Below are 16660 nucleotides of genomic sequence, written 5' to 3' on the forward strand. Positions count from 1 at the left end.
AGGGAACAGGGGCGAGTTCATGGAGCGGGGCGAGTCATGAAGCAGGGGACGCAGACGCGCGGCGAACGGGCCGCCACGCAGGCGGGGCTCGTCGAGGTGGCGTTCGACCCGATCACCCGGATCGTCGGCAACCTCGGCATCTACACCAAGATCGACTTTGCGAACGGGCAGGTGGCCGAGTGCCGGAGCACCTCGTCCATCTTCCGCGGCTACAGCGTGTTCATGAAGGGGAAGGACCCGCGCGACGCGCACTTCATCACCAGCCGGATCTGCGGCATCTGCGGCGACAACCACGCGACCTGCTCGGTCTACGCCCAGAACATGGCGTACGGGATCAAACCGCCGCCGCTCGCCGACTGGATCATCAACCTCGGCGAGGCCGCCGAGTTCATGTTCGACCACACGCTGTTCCAGGACAACCTGGTCTTCGTCGACTTCTGCGAGCGGATGGTCGCGGAGACGAACCCGAGCCTGCTGGCCACGGCGAAGAACACCGAGGCGCCGCGCGGCTCCGTCCACGGGTTCCGCACGATCGCCGACATCATGACGGCGTTCAACCCGTTCGAGGGCTCGGTCTACAAGGAGGCCCTCCAGCTCAGCCGCATCACCCGCGAGATGATCTGCCTGATGGAGGGGCGCCACGTCCACCCGTCGACCCTGTACCCGGGCGGAGTGGGGACGGTCGCGACGCCGCAGGTGTTCACCGACTACCTCGTCCGGCTGACGCGCTGCCTCGACTTCATCAAGCGGGCCGTCGCGATGAACGACGACATCTTCGACTTCTTCCTGGAGGCGCTGCCCGGCTACGACCAGGTGGGCCGGCGGCGGACGCTGCTCGGCTGCTGGGGCGCCTTCCAGAACCCGGACGTCGTCGACTACGACTACCGGCACATGTCCGAGTGGGGGCGGGCCGCCTACGTCACCCCGGGCGTCGTCGTGGACGGGCAGCTCGTCACGACGGACCTGGTCGAGATCAACCTCGGCATGCGGATCCTGCTCGGCAGCTCCTACTACGACGACTGGGCCAACGAGGAGACCTTCGTCAAGGAGGACCCGCTCGGCAACCCGATCGACCAGCGGCACCCGTGGAACCAGACGACGCTGCCGAACCCGCAGAAGCGCGACCTCAACGACGGTGGCAAGTACAGCTGGGTGATGAGCCCGCGCTGGCGCCACCCGGAGACCGGCGACCACCTCGCGCTCGACACCGGCGGCGGGCCGCTCGCCCGCCTGTGGTCGACCGCGCTGGCGGGGGAGGTGGACACCCCGTACGTCCGCTCCACCGGGCACAGCGTCCAGATCGACCTGCCGAAGACCCCCGGCATGCCGGAGGTCAACCTGGAGTGGACGCCGCCGCAGTACGCCAACACCATCGAGCGCGACCGGGCTCGCGTGTACTTCATCGCGTACGCGGCGGGGATGGCGCTGTACTTCGCCGAGAAGGCCCTCGACGAGGTCCGTTCCGGGCGCACGAAGGTGTTCACCGACTTCGACGTCCCGGACGAGGCGATCGGCTGCGGGTTCCACGAGGCGGTCCGCGGCGTGCTCTCGCACCACCTCGTCATCCGCGACGGCAAGATCGCCAACTACCACCCGTACCCGCCGACGCCGTGGAACGCCAGCCCGCGCGACTCCTACGGCACGCCCGGCCCGTACGAGGACGCCGTCCAGGGGCAGCCGATCTTCGAGGAGAACGGCCCGGACGACTTCAAGGGCATCGACATCATGCGGACCGTCCGCAGCTTCGACCCGTGCCTGCCCTGCGGCGTGCACATGTACGTCGGCAACGGCCGGACGATCGAGAAGCGGCACTCGCCGATGTTCGGCGCCCAGGAGGGCCACTGATGGGCTGGGACGACGAGCGCGTCCGCGAGCACGTCCAGCGCCTCGAAGGGCTGCTCGACGGGCTCGACCCCGGGGCGCACCAGGCCGTCCAGGCGCTGGTGGAGCTGTACGGGGAGGCCCTCGACCGGATCGTGCGGCGCTGCGCGGACGCCTCGGACCTGACCGGCGACGAGCTGGTCTGCCACCTGCTGGCCATGCACGGCCTGCACCCGGAGACGCCGGAGGCGCGGGTCCGGCGGGCCCTCGCCGCGCTGGAGGGGTTCCTGGCCAAGCACCGCACGTCCGTGGAGCTGACCGGGGTGGACGGGGACACGGTGCGGCTGAGGGCCGCGACCGAGGGGCGCGCCGCCGCGCCGCGCCCGGTGCTGGACGCCGTGGAGCGGGCGGCCCTCGCCGCGGCGCCGGAACTGGAGCGGGTCGAGATCGAGGCGCCCGCGCCGGAGAAGGTGCTGATCACCCTGGACCAGGTGCGGAGCCGCGCATGACGCAGCGGCTCTCCACGCCGAGGCTGGCGGCGCTGGCCTCGGCTCCACCGCGCCCGGCGCCGCCGCCGGGCGAGGTCGTGGAGCGGTGCGAGCTGTGCGCCGAACCCGTGCACGGCGCGCACCGGCACCTGCTCGACCTGGAGAAGGGCGAGCTGATGTGCGCGTGCGGAGCGTGCACCGTCCTGTTCGACGGGCAGGCGGCGGGCGGGCGGCACTACCGGCTCGTCCCGGACCGGCGGCGCGAGCTGACCGGCTTCCACCTGGACGGCCCGCTGTGGGCGGGTCTCGGCGTCCCGGTCGACCTGGCCTTCTTCTCCGTCTCCGGGACGGGCGAGGTCACCGCCCGCTATCCGAGCCCGGCGGGGGCGCTGCACGCGGCCGTCCACGCCGGGAGCTGGCGGCGCCTGGTCGACGCCAACCCCGTCCTGGCGGAGCTGCGCCCGGACGTGGAGGCGCTGGTCGTGCACCGGGCGAGGGAGGCGGCCGAGCACTGGATCCTCCCGATCGACGACTGCTACCGGCTCACCGCCCTGCTGCGCGAGCACTGGACGGGCTTCAGCGGCGGCGGGGCGGTCTGGCAACACCTCGGCGAGTTCTTCACGGAGTTGAGGGCGGCCCGGGCGGCCGCCGGGGAGAAGAGGGGAACACGATGATCAGAGTGGGGAAGCCCGACGTCAGTCCCGACAAGCCCTCGCACACGCGGGGCGTCCGCGAGGGCAACCGGACGGGCAACTACGACAAGCAGGTCGGGCACCTGCCCGACGGGACGTCCACCGCGGCCCGCTCGACGGGGATCAACCCGGAGACGCACGGCCCGATCCTCGACTCCATGCCGAATCTGTCACCGGCATGAGCGAGGCGGACCGGGGGGCGTGGGGGGCCGTCCCCCCGCAGGGAGACACAGCATGATGAGCGAGACACCGGAGCTCGGGCTCGACCTGCTCGGGATCGAGCCGGAGAGGTTCGCGGCGACGCCGACGCTGAGCCTGCGGATCGGGCTGCGGCGGCTGGACGGCGGGCCCGTCCAGTGCGTCCTGCTCACCACGACGGTGACGATCGCGGCGGCGCGCTGCGGCTACGACGACGCGGAGCGCGACCGGCTCGCCGGGGTGTTCGGCCCGCCGGAGATGTGGGACCGGTCGCTGCGCGGCCTGACCTGGGCGCGCGTCGGCGCCACCGTGCCGACGTTCCGGGGCGGGACGGAGGCGGCGCTGTCGCTGCCGTGCGGGCACGACATGCAGGTCGCGGCCGACCGGTACCTGCACGCGCTCGGCGGCGGCGACGTCCCGCTCGACCTGGCCTTCAACGGCACGGTCTTCTACCCGGGCGAGGACGGCGCGCTGCGCACCGGGCAGATCCCGTGGCATCACGAGGCCACCGGCGACCTGCCCCTCCAGGTGTGGCGGGACCTGATGGGCCGCTACTACGGCACCGCCCGCTGGCTGCGGCTGGACGACGACTGCTTCGGCCGCCTGTCGGCGTACCGGGCCCGGCGCGCGCACTCCTCGTTCGACGACACGGTCGACGAGCTGCTGCGCCACGCCGAGAAGCGACGCGAGGAGGAAGAGTGGACCGCCTGAGGGCGATCGCGGACACCGTCCTCTACGAGGGGTACCTCCTCTGGCCGTACCGCCGGTCCGCCTTGAAGAACCGGCAGCGCTGGACGATCGGGGGCGTCTACCCGCGCGGCCATGCCGAGCGGAACGGCGACCGGTGGAGGGTTCACGCCGAGTTCCTCCTCGAAGCCGGCCCCGGCGCCGAGGTCGAGGTGACGCTGCGGTTCCTGCACGCGGTGCACCGCCAGGTGATGCACGGCGACACGCCCGTGGACGAGATCAGCACCGGGGACGAGACCCACACCACCTGGCAGGAGGCCCGCGAGCGCGAGCTCACCAGCGGCCCGATCGCGGTCGAGCGCCTCGTGCGCGCTCCCGTCCGGGTCCCCGTCGAGGTGGCCGCGGGCGCCGAGGAGGAGCCCGTGGACGGCAAGGCGCCGTGCGGAGGCGGCGGGGTGCGGTTCGTCCGCTCGTGGGAGCGGGTGGACGGGCGGGTCGAGGTCTCGGCCGTGCCCGCCGGGGACGGCGCGGTGCGGCTGCGCGTCGAGGTCGTCAACACCGGCGCCGCCGAGGAGCGCGAGGACGCCGTCCGCGCCGGGATGCTGTGCGCGCATGTCGTGGCGCGCACCGGCGGGGGCGCGTTCGCGTCGCTCACGGATCCGCCGGAGCGGCTCGCGGAGGCGGCCGCCGAGTGCGGCAGGGACGGGCTGTGGCCGGTCCTCGCGGGGGAGCCGGGAAGTCGCGACACCGTCCTCGCGGCGCCGATCGTCCTCTACGACTGGCCGCAGGTGGCGCCGGAGAGCCCCGGCGACCTGTTCGACGGGACGGAGATCGACCAGCTGCTGATCCTCAGCGTGCTCACCCTCACCGAGGAGGAGCGGCGGGAGGTGGCGGCGACCGACCCGAAGGCGCGGCGGATCCTGGAGCGGTGCGGCGCGCTGTCGTCCGGTGAGCTGCTCGCGCTGCACGGCACGCTGCGGGATCCGCGGAAGGACGTCTGGTGAGCGGGGAGAACGGCGACGCGGGCGGGCGAGAGGCGGCTCCGGGGAGCCGGGTCCGGCTGCGGCCCCGCGGGGGCGCGGACATCTTCGACCTGGCGCTCGTCGGCCGCACCGCCGTCGTCGAGCGCGTCGAGGAGGACATGGAGGGCGGGGTGCACCTGGTCGTCGCGCTGGACGACGACCCGGGCCGCGACCTCGGCCCCTACAACCAGCTCGGGCACCGCTTCTTCGTCCGGCCGGACGAGGTCGAGCCGCTGCCCGGGGAGGCGCCGTCCCGCACGGTCCTCGTCGCGGGGATCGGGAACGTCTTCCACGGCGACGACGGGTTCGGCGTGGAGGTCGTCCGGCTGCTGGCGACCCGATCGCTGCCGCCCGGCGTGGACGTCGTCGACTTCGGCATCCGCGGCATCGACCTGATGTACGCGCTCGGCGACGGCTACCGGGCCGCGATCCTGGTCGACGCGGCCGAGCGCGGCCACGCGCCCGGCACCGTGTCGCTCGTCGAGCCCGGCCCGGACGACTTCGGCGGCGTCGCCGTCGACGCGCACGGCCTCGACCCGGCGCAGGTGCTGCGGCTGGCCCGGGACAACGGTCCGGTCCCGCCGCGCATCCTGCTCGTCGCGTGCGAGCCGTCGGCGCGGACTACGGACGCCACCTGGGAGATGAGGCTCAGCGCGCCGGTCGGCGCGGCGGTCGAGGAGGCCGCCGCGCTGGTCGAGCGGCTGCTGGCGGAGGAATTCACAGGGGAACTCGCACAGGAGGGAGCGGGGGGATGAGGAAGCGAACGTGCGGCGGCGCGGTCGCCGTCCGGGTGATGCTCGGGCTGGTGGCGGTCGGCGCGGTCGTGATGGTCCTCAAGGAGCTGCCGGCGATGCGCCGGTACCTCAAAGCCGAGTCGATGTGATCGGGGACGCGGAGCGGACGCTCATGACGACGATCGAGCGGCGGCTCGTCGGCCACCTGAAGGACGCGCACGCGCTCCAGGAGCACGCCGAGGCCGCGCTCAGCGAGATGCTGACCGCGGCGGCGGACGAGCCGGAACTGTGCCGGCCGCTCGGCCACTACGCCGAGCGGTCGCGGGCGTACACCAGGGCGATCGAGGCGCGGCTGCACGCGCACGGGGCCTCGCCGAGCGTCGCGCGCGACGCCGGGACGCTGCTCGCGTCGGTGCTGGAGGGCGGCATCGGCCACGGCCACCGCGACCCGGTCAAGCACATGCGGGACGCCTACGTCGCCGTCCACCTGCAGATCGCGGCGGGCGAGACGCTGCGGCGGCTCGCCGACCGCGCCGGGGACCCCGCGACGGCGGGGATCGCGGCGGCGATGTGCGAGGACGCCCACGCGATCTCGCACGAGCTGTCGGACCGCTGGGACCTCGCGGTGGACATGTCGCTGCGCGCCCGGCAGGCCCCGCCCGCGGGGGACGGCCGGTGACCGCCGCCGTGGCGGAGGTGTTCGAGCGGCGCGCGGAGCCGGGCGCGGCGCTCGCCGAGGAGGCGGGCGCCATCGCCGCCGCCTGCCACGCGATGGCGGCCCGGTTCCACCGCGGGGGGCGCCTGCTCACCTTCGGGACCGGCGCCGCCGCCACCGACGCGCAGCACGTGGCGGTCGAGTTCGTGCACCCGGTGATCGTCGGCAAGCGGGCGCTGCCCGCGCTGTCGCTCACCGGGGACGTCGCGACGCTCACCGGCGTCTGCGCCGGGGCGGGCTTCGACGACGCGTTCGCCCACCAGGTCCGCTGCTTCGGCGGCCCGGACGACATCGCGTTCGGGATCTCGCCGGACGGCCGCTGCGGCAGCGTGCTGCGCGCCATGGAGTGCGCGCGGGACCGCGGCATGCTGACGGTCGCGCTGGCGGGCGGGGACGGGGGAGCGCTCGCCGGCGCGGTCGACCACCTGGTCACCGTGCCGTCCGGCGACCCGCGCGTCGTGAAGGAGGTGCACGTCACCGCCTACCACGTGCTGTGGGAGCTGGTGCACGTGTTCCTGGAGCAGCCGGGCGTGCTCGGCCGGGAGGTGACGGCGTGACCGAATGCGCGGGCGACCACTGCGTGACCTGCGCGGACGAGGCCGTCCCGGTCGTCGTCGCGCGGCTCCTCGCCGACGGCCTCGCGGACGTGGACGTCGGCGGCGGCCGGATCGAACGGGTCAGCGTGGCGCTGGTGGACGCCGATGTCGGCGACACCGTGCTCGTCCACGCCAAGGAGGCGATCGGGGTCGTGACGACGTGACCGAGATGCTCTATCCCTTCCTGTACGCGGGCGGCTCGGGGCTGGACACCCTGCTGGAGGACGTGCGCCGCTCGACGCGCGAGAAGACCGACGAGATCGTCCGGCTGCGCGAGGCCGTCCTGGAGCAGTACGCCGAGGACCTCGCGGCCTGCGCCGCGCGGATGGCGGGCGCGTTCCGCTCCGGCGGCCGGCTCTTCACGTTCGGCAACGGAGGCAGCTCGACGGACGCTCAGGACGTCGCCTCGCTGTTCCTCAATCCGGGCGGGTCCGCGCGGCCGCTGCCGGCGCTGGCGCTGACGACCGACGTCGCCGTGGTCACCGCGCTGTCCAACGATGTCGGGTTCGAGGTGGTGTTCGCGCGGCAGCTCGCCGCGTTCGGGCGTCCGGGCGACATCGCGCTGGCGCTGTCCACCAGCGGGAACTCCGACAACCTGATCGCCGCGCTGCGGGAGGCGGCGCGGCGCGGGATGACGGTGGTCGGGCTCGCCGGATACACCGGGGGGCAGATGGCGGAGACGCCCGGCCTGCACCACCTGTTCACCGTCCCGTCGTCGTCGGTGCACCGCGTCCAGGAGGCGCAGACGACGATCTACCACGCGCTCTGGGAACTGACGCAGCTCGAACTGGCGGGGGAGGCCTTCTGATGTGCCTGGCGATACCGGGCGAGATCGTGGAGATCATGCCGGACCGCCCGGTGGCGACGGTGGACGTGACCGGCGTCCGGCGGGCGGTGAACACCGCCCTGCTCGACGGGGAGCGGCTCGCCGCCGGCGACTGGGTGCTGATCCATGTCGGATTCGCCATGTCCAAGATCGACGAGGACGAGGCGAGGGCGACGCTGGCGCTGCTGGAGGGCCTCGGCGAGGCCTACGACGACGAGATCGACGCGCTGCGGGAATCGAGGATCGACTGATGCGCTTCGTCGACGAGTACCGGGACGCGGAGCGGGCGAGGGTCCTCGCGGCCTCGATCGCCTCGCTGTGCGAGCCCGGGCGGCACTACAAGTTCATGGAGGTGTGCGGCGGCCACACGCACACCATCTACAAGCACGGCCTGGAGGACTACCTGCCGGAGAGCATCTCGCTGGTCCACGGTCCGGGCTGCCCGGTGTGCGTGATCCCGATGGGGCGGGTGGACGACGCGATCCACATCGCGTCGCAGCCGGACGTCATCATGGCGTCGTTCGGGGACATGATGCGGGTGCCGGGCGGCCGGGGGTCGTTCCTGGACGCCAAGGCCGCCGGCGCGGACATCCGCATGGTGTACTCGCCGCTGGACGCGCTGAGGATCGCCGAGCGGAACCCGTCGCGGCGCGTGGTGTTCATGGGGATCGGGTTCGAGACGACCGCGCCGTCCACCGCCATGACGGTGCTGCGGGCGGCCGCGGCGGGGGTCGGGAACTTCTCGGTGTTCTGCAACCACGTGACGATCCTTCCGGCGATCAAGGCCATCCTCGACTCGCCGGACCTGCGCCTGGACGGCTTCCTCGGCCCGGGCCACGTGTCGACGGTGATCGGCTGCGGGCCCTACTCGTTCATCACCGGCGACTACGGGAAACCGCTGGTCGTCGCCGGGTTCGAGCCGCTGGACATCCTGCAGTCGGTGCACATGCTGCTGGCCCAGCTCGCCGAGGGCCGCTCGGAGGTCGAGAACCAGTACGGGCGGGTCGTCCCGTGGGACGGCAACCCCCGGGCGCTGGAGGCGATCTCCAGGGTCATGGAGCCGCGGCCGTACTTCGAGTGGCGCGGCCTCGGCTTCATCTCGCACTCCGCGCTCCGGATGAAGGAGGAGTACGCCGCCTTCGACGCCGAGCGCGTCTTCGAGATCCCCGGCGGGCGGGTCGCCGATCCGAAGGCGTGCCAGTGCGGCGAGGTGCTCAAGGGCGTCCTGAAACCGTGGGAGTGCAAGGTCTTCGGGACGGCCTGCACCCCGGAGACGCCGATCGGGACGTGCATGGTCTCGTCCGAGGGCGCCTGCGCCGCGTACTACAACTTCGGCCGCTTCACCCGCGAGCGCATCGGCAAGGCGGGCCGGGCGGGGGAGCCCGGCGGGGTCAGGGAGGCCGTGCGATGACCGTCCGCGAGGAGCAGGTCCTGGAACGCATCGAGCGCGCGCGGGGCCGCAGGGCGCGGCTCCGCGAGGACACGATCACGCTCGCGCACGGCTCCGGCGGCAAGGCCACCCACACGCTGGTCGAGGCGGTGTTCCGGGAGGCGTTCGCCAACCCGCTCCTGGACCGCATGGACGACTCGGCGCTCTTCAGGGTGAACGGCGCCGACCTCGCCTTCACCACGGACTGCCATGTCGTGTCGCCGCTGTTCTTCCCCGGCGGCGACATCGGCGACCTGGCCGTCAACGGGACGGTCAACGACCTCGCCGTCTGCGGCGCGAGGCCGCTGCACCTGTCGGCGGGGTTCATCCTCGAAGAGGGCTTCCCCGTCGCCGACCTGCGCCGCGTCACCGAGTCGATGCGGCGCGCGGCGGACGCGGCGGGCGTCGACATCGTCACCGGCGACACCAAGGTCGTGGAGCGCGGCAAGGCCGACGGCTGCTTCGTCACCACGGCGGGCGTCGGGGTCGTGCGGTCCCGGCTCGCGGGGGAGGTCCGCCCCGGGGACGTCGTGCTGGTGACGGGGCCGATCGGCGAGCACGGTGTCACGATCATGCTGGCGCGCGGCGAGCTGGAGCTGGAGGCCGACGTCGTCTCGGACACCGCGCCGCTGACCTGCCTGCTCGCGGACCTGGCCGACGCCTGCCCGGGGGGCCTGCGCCGGATGCGGGACGCGACCCGGGGCGGGGTCGCGACCGTCCTCAACGAGCTGGCGTCGGACGCCGGGACGGCCGTGGTGGTGGAGGAGGACGCGATCCCCGTCCGGCCCGCCGTCCGGGGCGCCTGCGAGCTGCTCGGGATCGACCCGATGTACGTCGCGTGCGAGGGCCGCGCCGTGGTCGTGGTCGCCCCCGAGTGCGAGCGGGACGCGCTGGCGGCGCTGCGGGCCCACCCGCTGGGCGAGGAGGCCGCCGTCATCGGCCGCGTGACCGACGACCCGTCCGGGCTCGTGCTGCTGAGGACGGCCTTCGGCGGCACCCGCATCGTCGACCTCCTGGTCGGGGACCCGCTGCCGCGCATCTGCTGACGCGCGGCGCTCCCGGCCGGCGACCAGCGGGCCGGGACCGCGTTCCGCGACGGCGGAGACGGGATCACGGCGGCGACCGCCAGGAACGGCCGGCCGTGATCGCCGCGACCCCGGCCGTCCCCGAAGGACCCTTGGACCGTCTCGGGCCGCGACCGCTTTTCCGGCGGTCCTGGACGCCCCATCGCGACGCCGGAAACGTCGGCGGCGGAAAATGGCGGAGCGCGGGCGGACACGGGGCGTGAGCCACTCGGGAAGTGTCCGCACGCCGGCCATCGCATATCTCGCCGCTCAATGCGCGCCCACGGAATCCGCACATCGGGCATTACTCGGGAAGGGCAGGGGCGACCGGCGACGGTGACGCGGACGGCGTCCGCCCGGCGACACCGGCCGCCGCCGCATAGGCCCTTCTTCCACCACTTCGGACGCATCCGGCGGGCGGGTGAACGAGGAGGAACAGGGCGCCGTGCGGGGCCGGCACGCCTCCGGCGCCGGGGCGGGGAAGGCCGGCCCGGGCGGGCGCGAGGGGCCGACGGGGAACGTGAGACTCCTGCGACCTGCGGTTTTCAGGATCTGTTGAGGTTCGTTTGAGCTTCTTCGCGAGGGGTGCGGGTACTCGCGGGCCATGACAGGGGAGTCATGCCGACCCATCTTCGTGCTCGGGTGCCCGCGCTCGGGGACCACGCTGCTCCAGCAGATGCTGCACTCGCACCGGCGCATCGCGTTCCCCTCCGAGACACGGTTCGTGCATGTCTCCTACGACATCCGGCACCGGTTCGGGGACCTGGAACGGGCGGAGAACCGGCGCGCGCTGGCCGAATGGATCACCGGCGGGGAGGGCACCAAGTTCCGGGTGCTGCGGCTGGACGCCGCCGCCGTGGTCGAGGAGATCGTGCAGGGGCCGCCGACGCTCGGGTCGGCGATCGCCGCCGTGTTCCGCGCGTACGCGCGCCAGCACGGGAAACCGCGCTGGGGGGACAAGCGGCCGAGCTATTTCCGCCGGGTGCCGATGCTGCGGCGGATGTTCCCCGACGCCCAGTTCATCCACCTCGTCCGGGACGGCCGCGACGCGGTGAGCTCCCTGGTGCGGATGCCGTGGTTCGACGGCGACATCCACACGGCCGCGCTGACGTGGCGGGAGGCGGTCGACATGGGCGCACGCCTCCGGACCCGGCTCGGGCCGGAGACGTTCTACGAGTTCCGCTACGAGGACCTGGTCGCCGACCCCGAGGACGCCCTGACGAGGCTGTGCGCGTTCCTCGGCGAGGAGTACGACCCCGCCATGACGACGGCGTACCGGCACGCGCGGAGGACGGTGCCGACGACGCGCAAGTGGCATCTGGGCACGCACGAGGCCGTCAACGGCCGCCAGGTGGGCGCCTGGCGCCACCGGCTGGAGGCCTGCGACGCGGACCTCGTCCAGCACGTGCTCGCGTCCCGGCTGCGGATCCACGGCTACGCGGTCACGGAGGGGACGCGTCCGGCGGCGGCGCCGCTCGTCAGATTCCACCGCCTCGCGGTGTACCGCTGGCGGGCGCGGCAGACGCAGACCCTCCGCGAGCGGCTCGCGGAGCGGCGCGAGCCCAACCCCGTGGTCTCGCGGCTGAACGGTCCGGTAAGCGTGTCCTGGCAGACTGAGGGCGGGGACTGAAGGGACAGGTGGCCCTTGCCTTCAGGTAAGGCACTCTCGGCCATGCCGCACGGGACCGGGTCGAAGGGTTGTCCGAAACTCTCCAGGAACATGCCCGGTTCGCGGCCCTCGCGGGGGCGCGCCCGGGCCGGCCCGGTGGGGGAACGGCGCAGGTGGCGTGCCGCCGGAAGTCGCGCGGGGGAGGACGTATCGGTGGGGCGCGCGGGGACGGCGTGCCGCGCCCGCGGGCGTTGGGCCCTTATCGGAAGTGGTTACTGGTAAGTAACTTGTCGCCGTTTTTACCGTACCACTGACTCGGTTTACAGGACGGAGACACCTCCGTGTCCGATCGTTCACATGCGGATCGAGACACGCCAACCATTTGGCTGTATCTTGCGTGTTGCTCGTCTTCCGTTACCAATCGCGATTGTTTCGATGATCCTCTGACATAAGGAGGAGTGGCGGTGTCCCGATCGGAAATAATTTCCCACGACGAGCTGCAATCGTGGCTTCTTGACAAGATCGCCTTCTACCTCGACAGGCCTGTGGAAAACATCGATCCCGGGGTCGAACTCGCCCGTTACGGGGTCGACTCGGTGTACGCGATCAGCATCATCAGCGACATCGAGGACCACCTGCAGGTGGAGGTCGACGTGGCCGAGGCGCGGCGCCGGGAGACCGTGGCCGACCTCACCGACTACCTGCTCGACCTCGTCGCGTGATGGCCGGCCGGCCCCCCGAGGTGGGCGGCGCCGGCGCCGCCGGGCCCGCCATGGTGGTGCTCGGCGACAGCGTGGCCGAGGGCCAGGACGATCCGGATCCGGCCGGCGGGTGGCTCGGCTGGGCCGGACGACTGGCCCTTCACCTGGGGATCCCCCGCGAGGAGATGCTCAACGCCTCCGACCCGGGCGCGACGGTCGAGGACGTGGTCCGCGACCAGCTGCCCGCCGTGCGCGGGCTGGCGCCGCGGCTGGTGGTGCTCGGCTGCGGCATGAACGACGCGCTGCGCGGCTTCGAGCGGGAGGCCGCGGCGCGCCGGCTGGCGGAGCTGTTCGGCTGGGCCCGCGGGCGCGGCGCGGTCGTCCTCGCCATCCCGGTGCCGCGGCCGCCGCTGCTGGACATCACCCCGATCTCGCAGTTCCGCAAGAAACGCACGGTCCAGCGAATTCACGACTTCAACGCCGAACTCGACCGGGTGTCGCGCGAGTTCGGAATGGTGTTCCCGGAACGGGAGACGGTGGCGACGGTCGCCGATCCCGCGATGTGGAGCGCCGACGGAATCCATCTGAATCCGGATGGGCACGCCTATGTCGCGAAAGTGATGGCGCAGATTGCGGCAAGCCTGCTCGGCGAGCGGGTGAAATGAGTTCCGGGGGCCGATCCGGCAGTCTGGGAGACTGATGAAAAGAGCACATTCCGTCGCCCGCGCACTCCGTTCGCCGATGCTGCCGTTCCTCGCTCCCGTACTGGTGGTGCAGGCATGGCGGACGTTGCGGCGGACACCGCGGCTGGACCCGGCGACCGGGGACGAGCAGGGCTTCGTCGCCGGCGCCGACCCCGGGCGGGGCCCCGCCTTCCGGGTCATGGTGATCGGCGAGTCCACCGCGGTGGGCGTCGGCGCGTCCCGGCACGCCGAGGCGCTGCCCGGCTTCCTGGCGCAGGAGCTGGGCGAGCGGCTCCGGCGCAGCGTGGCCTGGTCGGTCTCCGGCCGGAACGGCGCGACGGCCCGGAGCATCATCGGCGGGCTCGTCCCGCCCGCGAACGGCTCCGCGCCGAACCTGGTCGTCGTCACCACGGGCATCAACGACCTGCTCAGGCGGCGTCCCCTGCGCCGGTGGGCGGCCGACGTCACCGAGCTCGTCGCCCTCGTGCGCGGCCGGTTCCCGGAGGCGACCGTGCTCGTCGCCGGGATGCCGCCGGTGCACCGGTTCCCCGCCCTGCCGCGGCCGCTGCGCTCGGTCCTCGGCGCGCGGGCGCGCGCCATGGACCGGATCACCCGGGACGCGGCCGCGGCGGGCGGCGCCGTCCACGCTCCCATGGACGAGGCGATGGCCCGCGACCGGCGGCTCTTCGCGGCCGACGGCTTCCACCCGTCGGCGGCGGGCTACCGCGTCTGGGCGCGCGACCTCGCCCGCGCCGCCGTCGCCGCCGCTCCCGCCCCCGGACCCGCCGCTCCCGCCGACGAACCCGGCGACCCGCCCCAGGACACGCCCCCCGCCGGAGCCGTCCCGCCGAGGACGGCCGACTGACGACACGGCAAGCGAAAGGGAGCAGCCGGATGACGGTTCCCGGAACGTTCCGATCAGCGGTGGAGGCCAAGGACCTCGCCGCGATCACCGATGCGCTGGACCCCGGCATCGAGTTCCGCAGCCCGGTGATGGTGAAGCCCTACCTGGGGCGCGACGCCGTCGCCGCCCTGCTCGGCGTCCTGCTGGAGGTCTTCGAGGACTTCCACTACACCGACGAGCTGGTGGGCGTCCCCTCGGGCGGGACGAACGGCGCGGGCCCGCCCGCGCAGGCCCTGGTCTTCAGCGCCAGGGTGCTGGGCAAGGACCTCCAGGGGCTGGACCTGCTCAGGTTCGGCGAGACCGGGCTGGTCACGAGCCTGACCGTCATGGTCCGCCCGCTGCCCGCGGCGATGACGCTCGCCCGGGTGGTCGGCAGGCGCATGGAGGATCCGACCGGCGCCGACGACGCGGGGGGCCCGTCCGGCGACACCGCGCAGCCATAGGGAGCCGACCCGCACAGGAGTCGCGGCCCGCGAACCCGAAGGCGCGACCCACACAAGGGAGTCGAAGGAAAAATGGATAGCAAGGTCCCCGCACACCCCGTGCACCCTGCCCGCCCCGCTCACTCCGCCACCGGGGCCCACGCCGAGAACTCCGTCCACCCCGCGCGTTCCGTCCACCCGGGCCATTCCGAGAACCCCTCGTCCGAGAACCCCGCGGCGGCGACCCCCGGGTCCGAGAGCCCCGCGCCCGAGCGGCCCGCCTCGGGGGGCTCCGCGCCCGGACGGCCCCCGGGCGAGCGGCTGGCGCCGGCGCACCGGATCGCCGCCGACCTGGACGGCTACCTCGGCGACCCGATGGACGACGAGGCCGGGCCGTTCTCCTACAAGGCGATCGTGGAGGCGGAGGAGCGCGACGAGCTTCCCCCGGGCGCGGTGGACGCCGTCCGGGCGTGGGGCTTCCCGAAGTACCTGGTGCCGAGCGGGCTGGGCGGGCGCCTGACGACGCTGGAGGAGCTGTTCTTCGTCACCCGCGGCATCTCGCGCCGCAGCGTCACCGTCGCGGTCATGTACGGGTCCGGGTTGCTGGCGGTCAACCCGGTGTGGCTGTGGGGCGACGCGTGGCAGCGCAGGACGGTGGCGGACGGGGTGCTGCGCGGGGACCTGGCCTGCTTCGGCGTCTCGGAGGCCGACCACGGCAGCGACGTGATGGCGTCGGAGTCGGAGGCCGACATCCAGGGCGACGAGCTGGTGCTGACCGGGGTGAAGTGGCCGGTCGGCAACGCCACCCGCGGGCGGTTCGTCACCACCTATGCGAAGACCGGTCCGCGCGACTTCTCCCTCATCCTGGTCGACAAGCGGGAACTCGACCCGGCGGCGTGGTCGACGCTGCCTCCCGTCCGGACGGTGGGGCTGCGCGGCCACGACCTGTCCGGCGTCGCGTTCTCCGGGGCGCGGCTGCCCGCCGAGCGGGTGATCGGGCGGCGCGGCTCCGGGCTCGTCCAGACGCTGAAGACCCTGCAGATCACCCGGACCGCGATCGCGGCGCTGTCGGTCGGGACGATGGACGCGGTGGTGCGCATCGGGATGGAGTACGCGCGCCAGCGCACCCTGTACGGATCGGACATCTACCGGATCCCGGTGATCCGCGACCATCTGGTCAAGGCGCACCTGGACCTGCTGATCGCCGAGTGCGTGGCGATCCCGGTGGCGCGCTGCCTGACGGTCGCGCCCGGTCGGCTCAGCCTGTGGTCCTCGATCGTGAAGTACTTCGTGCCCGTCCTCGGCGAGGAGGTCGTGGCCAGCATCGGGACCGTGCTCGCCGCGCGCGGCTACCTGCGCGAGGGCGTGGCGCACGGGGTGTTCCAGAAGCTGCAGCGCGACCACGCGATCGCGAGCATCTTCGAGGGCACCACGCACGTGAACCTCGCCAACGTCGCGGGCCAGCTGCCCTTCCTGATCGACCCGCCGGCGGAGACGGGCCGCGAGGACGAGCTGCTCGCCGACCTGTTCGGCTGGACGCGGACGCCGCCCGCCTGGGACCCCGACGGCCGCCAGCTCCAGCTCACCAACGAGGGGCGCGACGAGATCGGCCAGCGGTTCGAGGAGATCTCCGAGGAGGTGCTGGCGGCGGCGAACGCGCACGCCGCGCCCGGCGTCGCGGCCGAGCTGAAGGACCTGCTGTCGGCCATCGGCGCCCTGCGCGCCAGGATCGAGGAGGGCATCCGCGCGAACGAGGGCGACACCTCCTCCGTCGCGGCGCTGACGCGGGCCAGGCGGTACTGCGAGCTGCACGCGATGACGTCGTGCATGCTCACCTGGCTCCACAACCGGGAGGTGTTCGGCGGGGCGTTCGAGGACGGCCAGTGGCTCGTCCTGTGCCTGCAGCGGCTGCTCCAGCGGGCGCAGCCCGACACCGTCCTGTCCGAGGACTTCCTCCCGCCGCTGGAGGACGCGATGTTCCGCTGCGAGGGCGACCGGCGCTGGTTCTCCCTGCTGTCCCTGTCCTCGCTCCCGCTCTCCCGGCTCCTCTCGCCCGAGGACGGCTGACA

General features: G+C 73.1%; 21 protein-coding genes. All 21 read left to right on the forward strand.

Features of this window, described 5'->3' with window-relative positions:
• The first annotated feature begins 36 nt into the window (after positions 1–36).
• The 21 genes from ABD944_RS06870 to ABD944_RS06970 all read left to right on the forward strand — a co-directional run bounded on the left by ABD944_RS06870 (position 37) and on the right by ABD944_RS06970 (position 16658).
• Positions 37–1845: a nickel-dependent hydrogenase large subunit gene (locus ABD944_RS06870; protein WP_345173439.1), complete on the forward strand. Its 1809-nt coding sequence runs from the start codon at positions 37–39 to the stop codon at positions 1843–1845.
• Complete coding sequence (locus ABD944_RS06875) at positions 1845–2330, forward strand: hypothetical protein (RefSeq protein WP_345173441.1); 486 nt, start codon at positions 1845–1847, stop codon at positions 2328–2330. Before ABD944_RS06870 ends, ABD944_RS06875 begins: the two co-directional genes overlap by 1 nt.
• Entirely contained in the window at positions 2327–2983 is a 657-nt protein-coding gene (locus ABD944_RS06880; protein ID WP_345173442.1) for a DUF5947 family protein, read from the forward strand. Before ABD944_RS06875 ends, ABD944_RS06880 begins: the two co-directional genes overlap by 4 nt.
• Positions 2980–3183, forward strand: coding sequence for a hypothetical protein (locus ABD944_RS06885; protein ID WP_345173444.1), 204 nt, complete (start codon positions 2980–2982; stop codon positions 3181–3183). Before ABD944_RS06880 ends, ABD944_RS06885 begins: the two co-directional genes overlap by 4 nt.
• Before the next feature lie 52 nt (positions 3184–3235).
• Positions 3236–3910 (forward strand): DUF6084 family protein, encoded by a 675-nt coding sequence (locus tag ABD944_RS06890; protein ID WP_345173445.1) that lies wholly within the window; start codon positions 3236–3238, stop codon positions 3908–3910.
• Positions 3898–4890, forward strand: a complete 993-nt coding sequence (locus ABD944_RS06895; protein WP_345173447.1) for a hypothetical protein — start codon at positions 3898–3900, stop codon at positions 4888–4890. Before ABD944_RS06890 ends, ABD944_RS06895 begins: the two co-directional genes overlap by 13 nt.
• The gene (locus tag ABD944_RS06900; protein ID WP_345173448.1) at positions 4887–5663 is read left to right on the forward strand and encodes a hydrogenase maturation protease; all 777 of its coding nucleotides are present in this window, start codon (positions 4887–4889) and stop codon (positions 5661–5663) included. Before ABD944_RS06895 ends, ABD944_RS06900 begins: the two co-directional genes overlap by 4 nt.
• Complete coding sequence (locus ABD944_RS06905; protein ID WP_345173450.1) at positions 5660–5791, forward strand: DUF6893 family small protein; 132 nt, start codon at positions 5660–5662, stop codon at positions 5789–5791. The genes ABD944_RS06900 and ABD944_RS06905 overlap by 4 nt, the downstream gene beginning before the upstream one ends.
• Positions 5792–5814: 23 nt before the next feature.
• The gene (locus ABD944_RS06910; protein WP_345173452.1) at positions 5815–6321 is read left to right on the forward strand and encodes a DUF892 family protein; all 507 of its coding nucleotides are present in this window, start codon (positions 5815–5817) and stop codon (positions 6319–6321) included.
• Positions 6318–6914 carry a D-sedoheptulose-7-phosphate isomerase gene (locus ABD944_RS06915; protein WP_345173453.1) on the forward strand — a complete coding sequence of 199 codons (597 nt, stop codon included), beginning with the start codon at positions 6318–6320 and terminating at the stop codon, positions 6912–6914. The genes ABD944_RS06910 and ABD944_RS06915 overlap by 4 nt, the downstream gene beginning before the upstream one ends.
• A complete protein-coding gene (locus ABD944_RS06920) occupies positions 6911–7117 on the forward strand; it encodes a HypC/HybG/HupF family hydrogenase formation chaperone (protein ID WP_345173455.1) in 207 nt (68 codons plus the stop codon). The genes ABD944_RS06915 and ABD944_RS06920 overlap by 4 nt, the downstream gene beginning before the upstream one ends.
• Before the next feature lie 5 nt (positions 7118–7122).
• The gene (locus ABD944_RS06925) at positions 7123–7761 is read left to right on the forward strand and encodes a D-sedoheptulose-7-phosphate isomerase (RefSeq protein ID WP_345173618.1); all 639 of its coding nucleotides are present in this window, start codon (positions 7123–7125) and stop codon (positions 7759–7761) included.
• Positions 7761–8030 (forward strand): HypC/HybG/HupF family hydrogenase formation chaperone, encoded by a 270-nt coding sequence (locus ABD944_RS06930; protein WP_185032181.1) that lies wholly within the window; start codon positions 7761–7763, stop codon positions 8028–8030. The genes ABD944_RS06925 and ABD944_RS06930 overlap by 1 nt, the downstream gene beginning before the upstream one ends.
• Complete coding sequence (hypD, locus tag ABD944_RS06935; protein WP_345173458.1) at positions 8030–9190, forward strand: hydrogenase formation protein HypD; 1161 nt, start codon at positions 8030–8032, stop codon at positions 9188–9190. The genes ABD944_RS06930 and hypD overlap by 1 nt, the downstream gene beginning before the upstream one ends.
• Positions 9187–10254 (forward strand): hydrogenase expression/formation protein HypE, encoded by a 1068-nt coding sequence (gene hypE / locus ABD944_RS06940; protein WP_345173460.1) that lies wholly within the window; start codon positions 9187–9189, stop codon positions 10252–10254. Before hypD ends, hypE begins: the two co-directional genes overlap by 4 nt.
• 622 nt (positions 10255–10876) lie before the next feature.
• Complete coding sequence (locus ABD944_RS06945) at positions 10877–11902, forward strand: sulfotransferase family protein (protein ID WP_345173462.1); 1026 nt, start codon at positions 10877–10879, stop codon at positions 11900–11902.
• Between the two features lie 443 nt (positions 11903–12345).
• Complete coding sequence (locus ABD944_RS06950) at positions 12346–12603, forward strand: acyl carrier protein (protein ID WP_345173620.1); 258 nt, start codon at positions 12346–12348, stop codon at positions 12601–12603.
• A 50-nt stretch (positions 12604–12653) separates the two neighbouring features.
• A complete protein-coding gene (locus ABD944_RS06955; RefSeq protein WP_345173463.1) occupies positions 12654–13247 on the forward strand; it encodes an SGNH/GDSL hydrolase family protein in 594 nt (197 codons plus the stop codon).
• A gap of 34 nt (positions 13248–13281) precedes the next feature.
• Positions 13282–14130 (forward strand): SGNH/GDSL hydrolase family protein, encoded by an 849-nt coding sequence (locus ABD944_RS06960; RefSeq protein ID WP_345173465.1) that lies wholly within the window; start codon positions 13282–13284, stop codon positions 14128–14130.
• Positions 14131–14159: 29 nt separating this feature from the next.
• Complete coding sequence (locus ABD944_RS06965) at positions 14160–14612, forward strand: nuclear transport factor 2-like protein (protein WP_345173466.1); 453 nt, start codon at positions 14160–14162, stop codon at positions 14610–14612.
• 72 nt (positions 14613–14684) lie between these two features.
• The gene (locus ABD944_RS06970) at positions 14685–16658 is read left to right on the forward strand and encodes an acyl-CoA dehydrogenase family protein (RefSeq protein WP_345173468.1); all 1974 of its coding nucleotides are present in this window, start codon (positions 14685–14687) and stop codon (positions 16656–16658) included.
• Positions 16659–16660: the final 2 nt, after the last annotated feature.

It is taken from the genome of Actinomadura verrucosospora (genome assembly GCF_039540335.1).
GTDB classification, from domain to species: domain Bacteria; phylum Actinomycetota; class Actinomycetes; order Streptosporangiales; family Streptosporangiaceae; genus Spirillospora; species Spirillospora verrucosospora.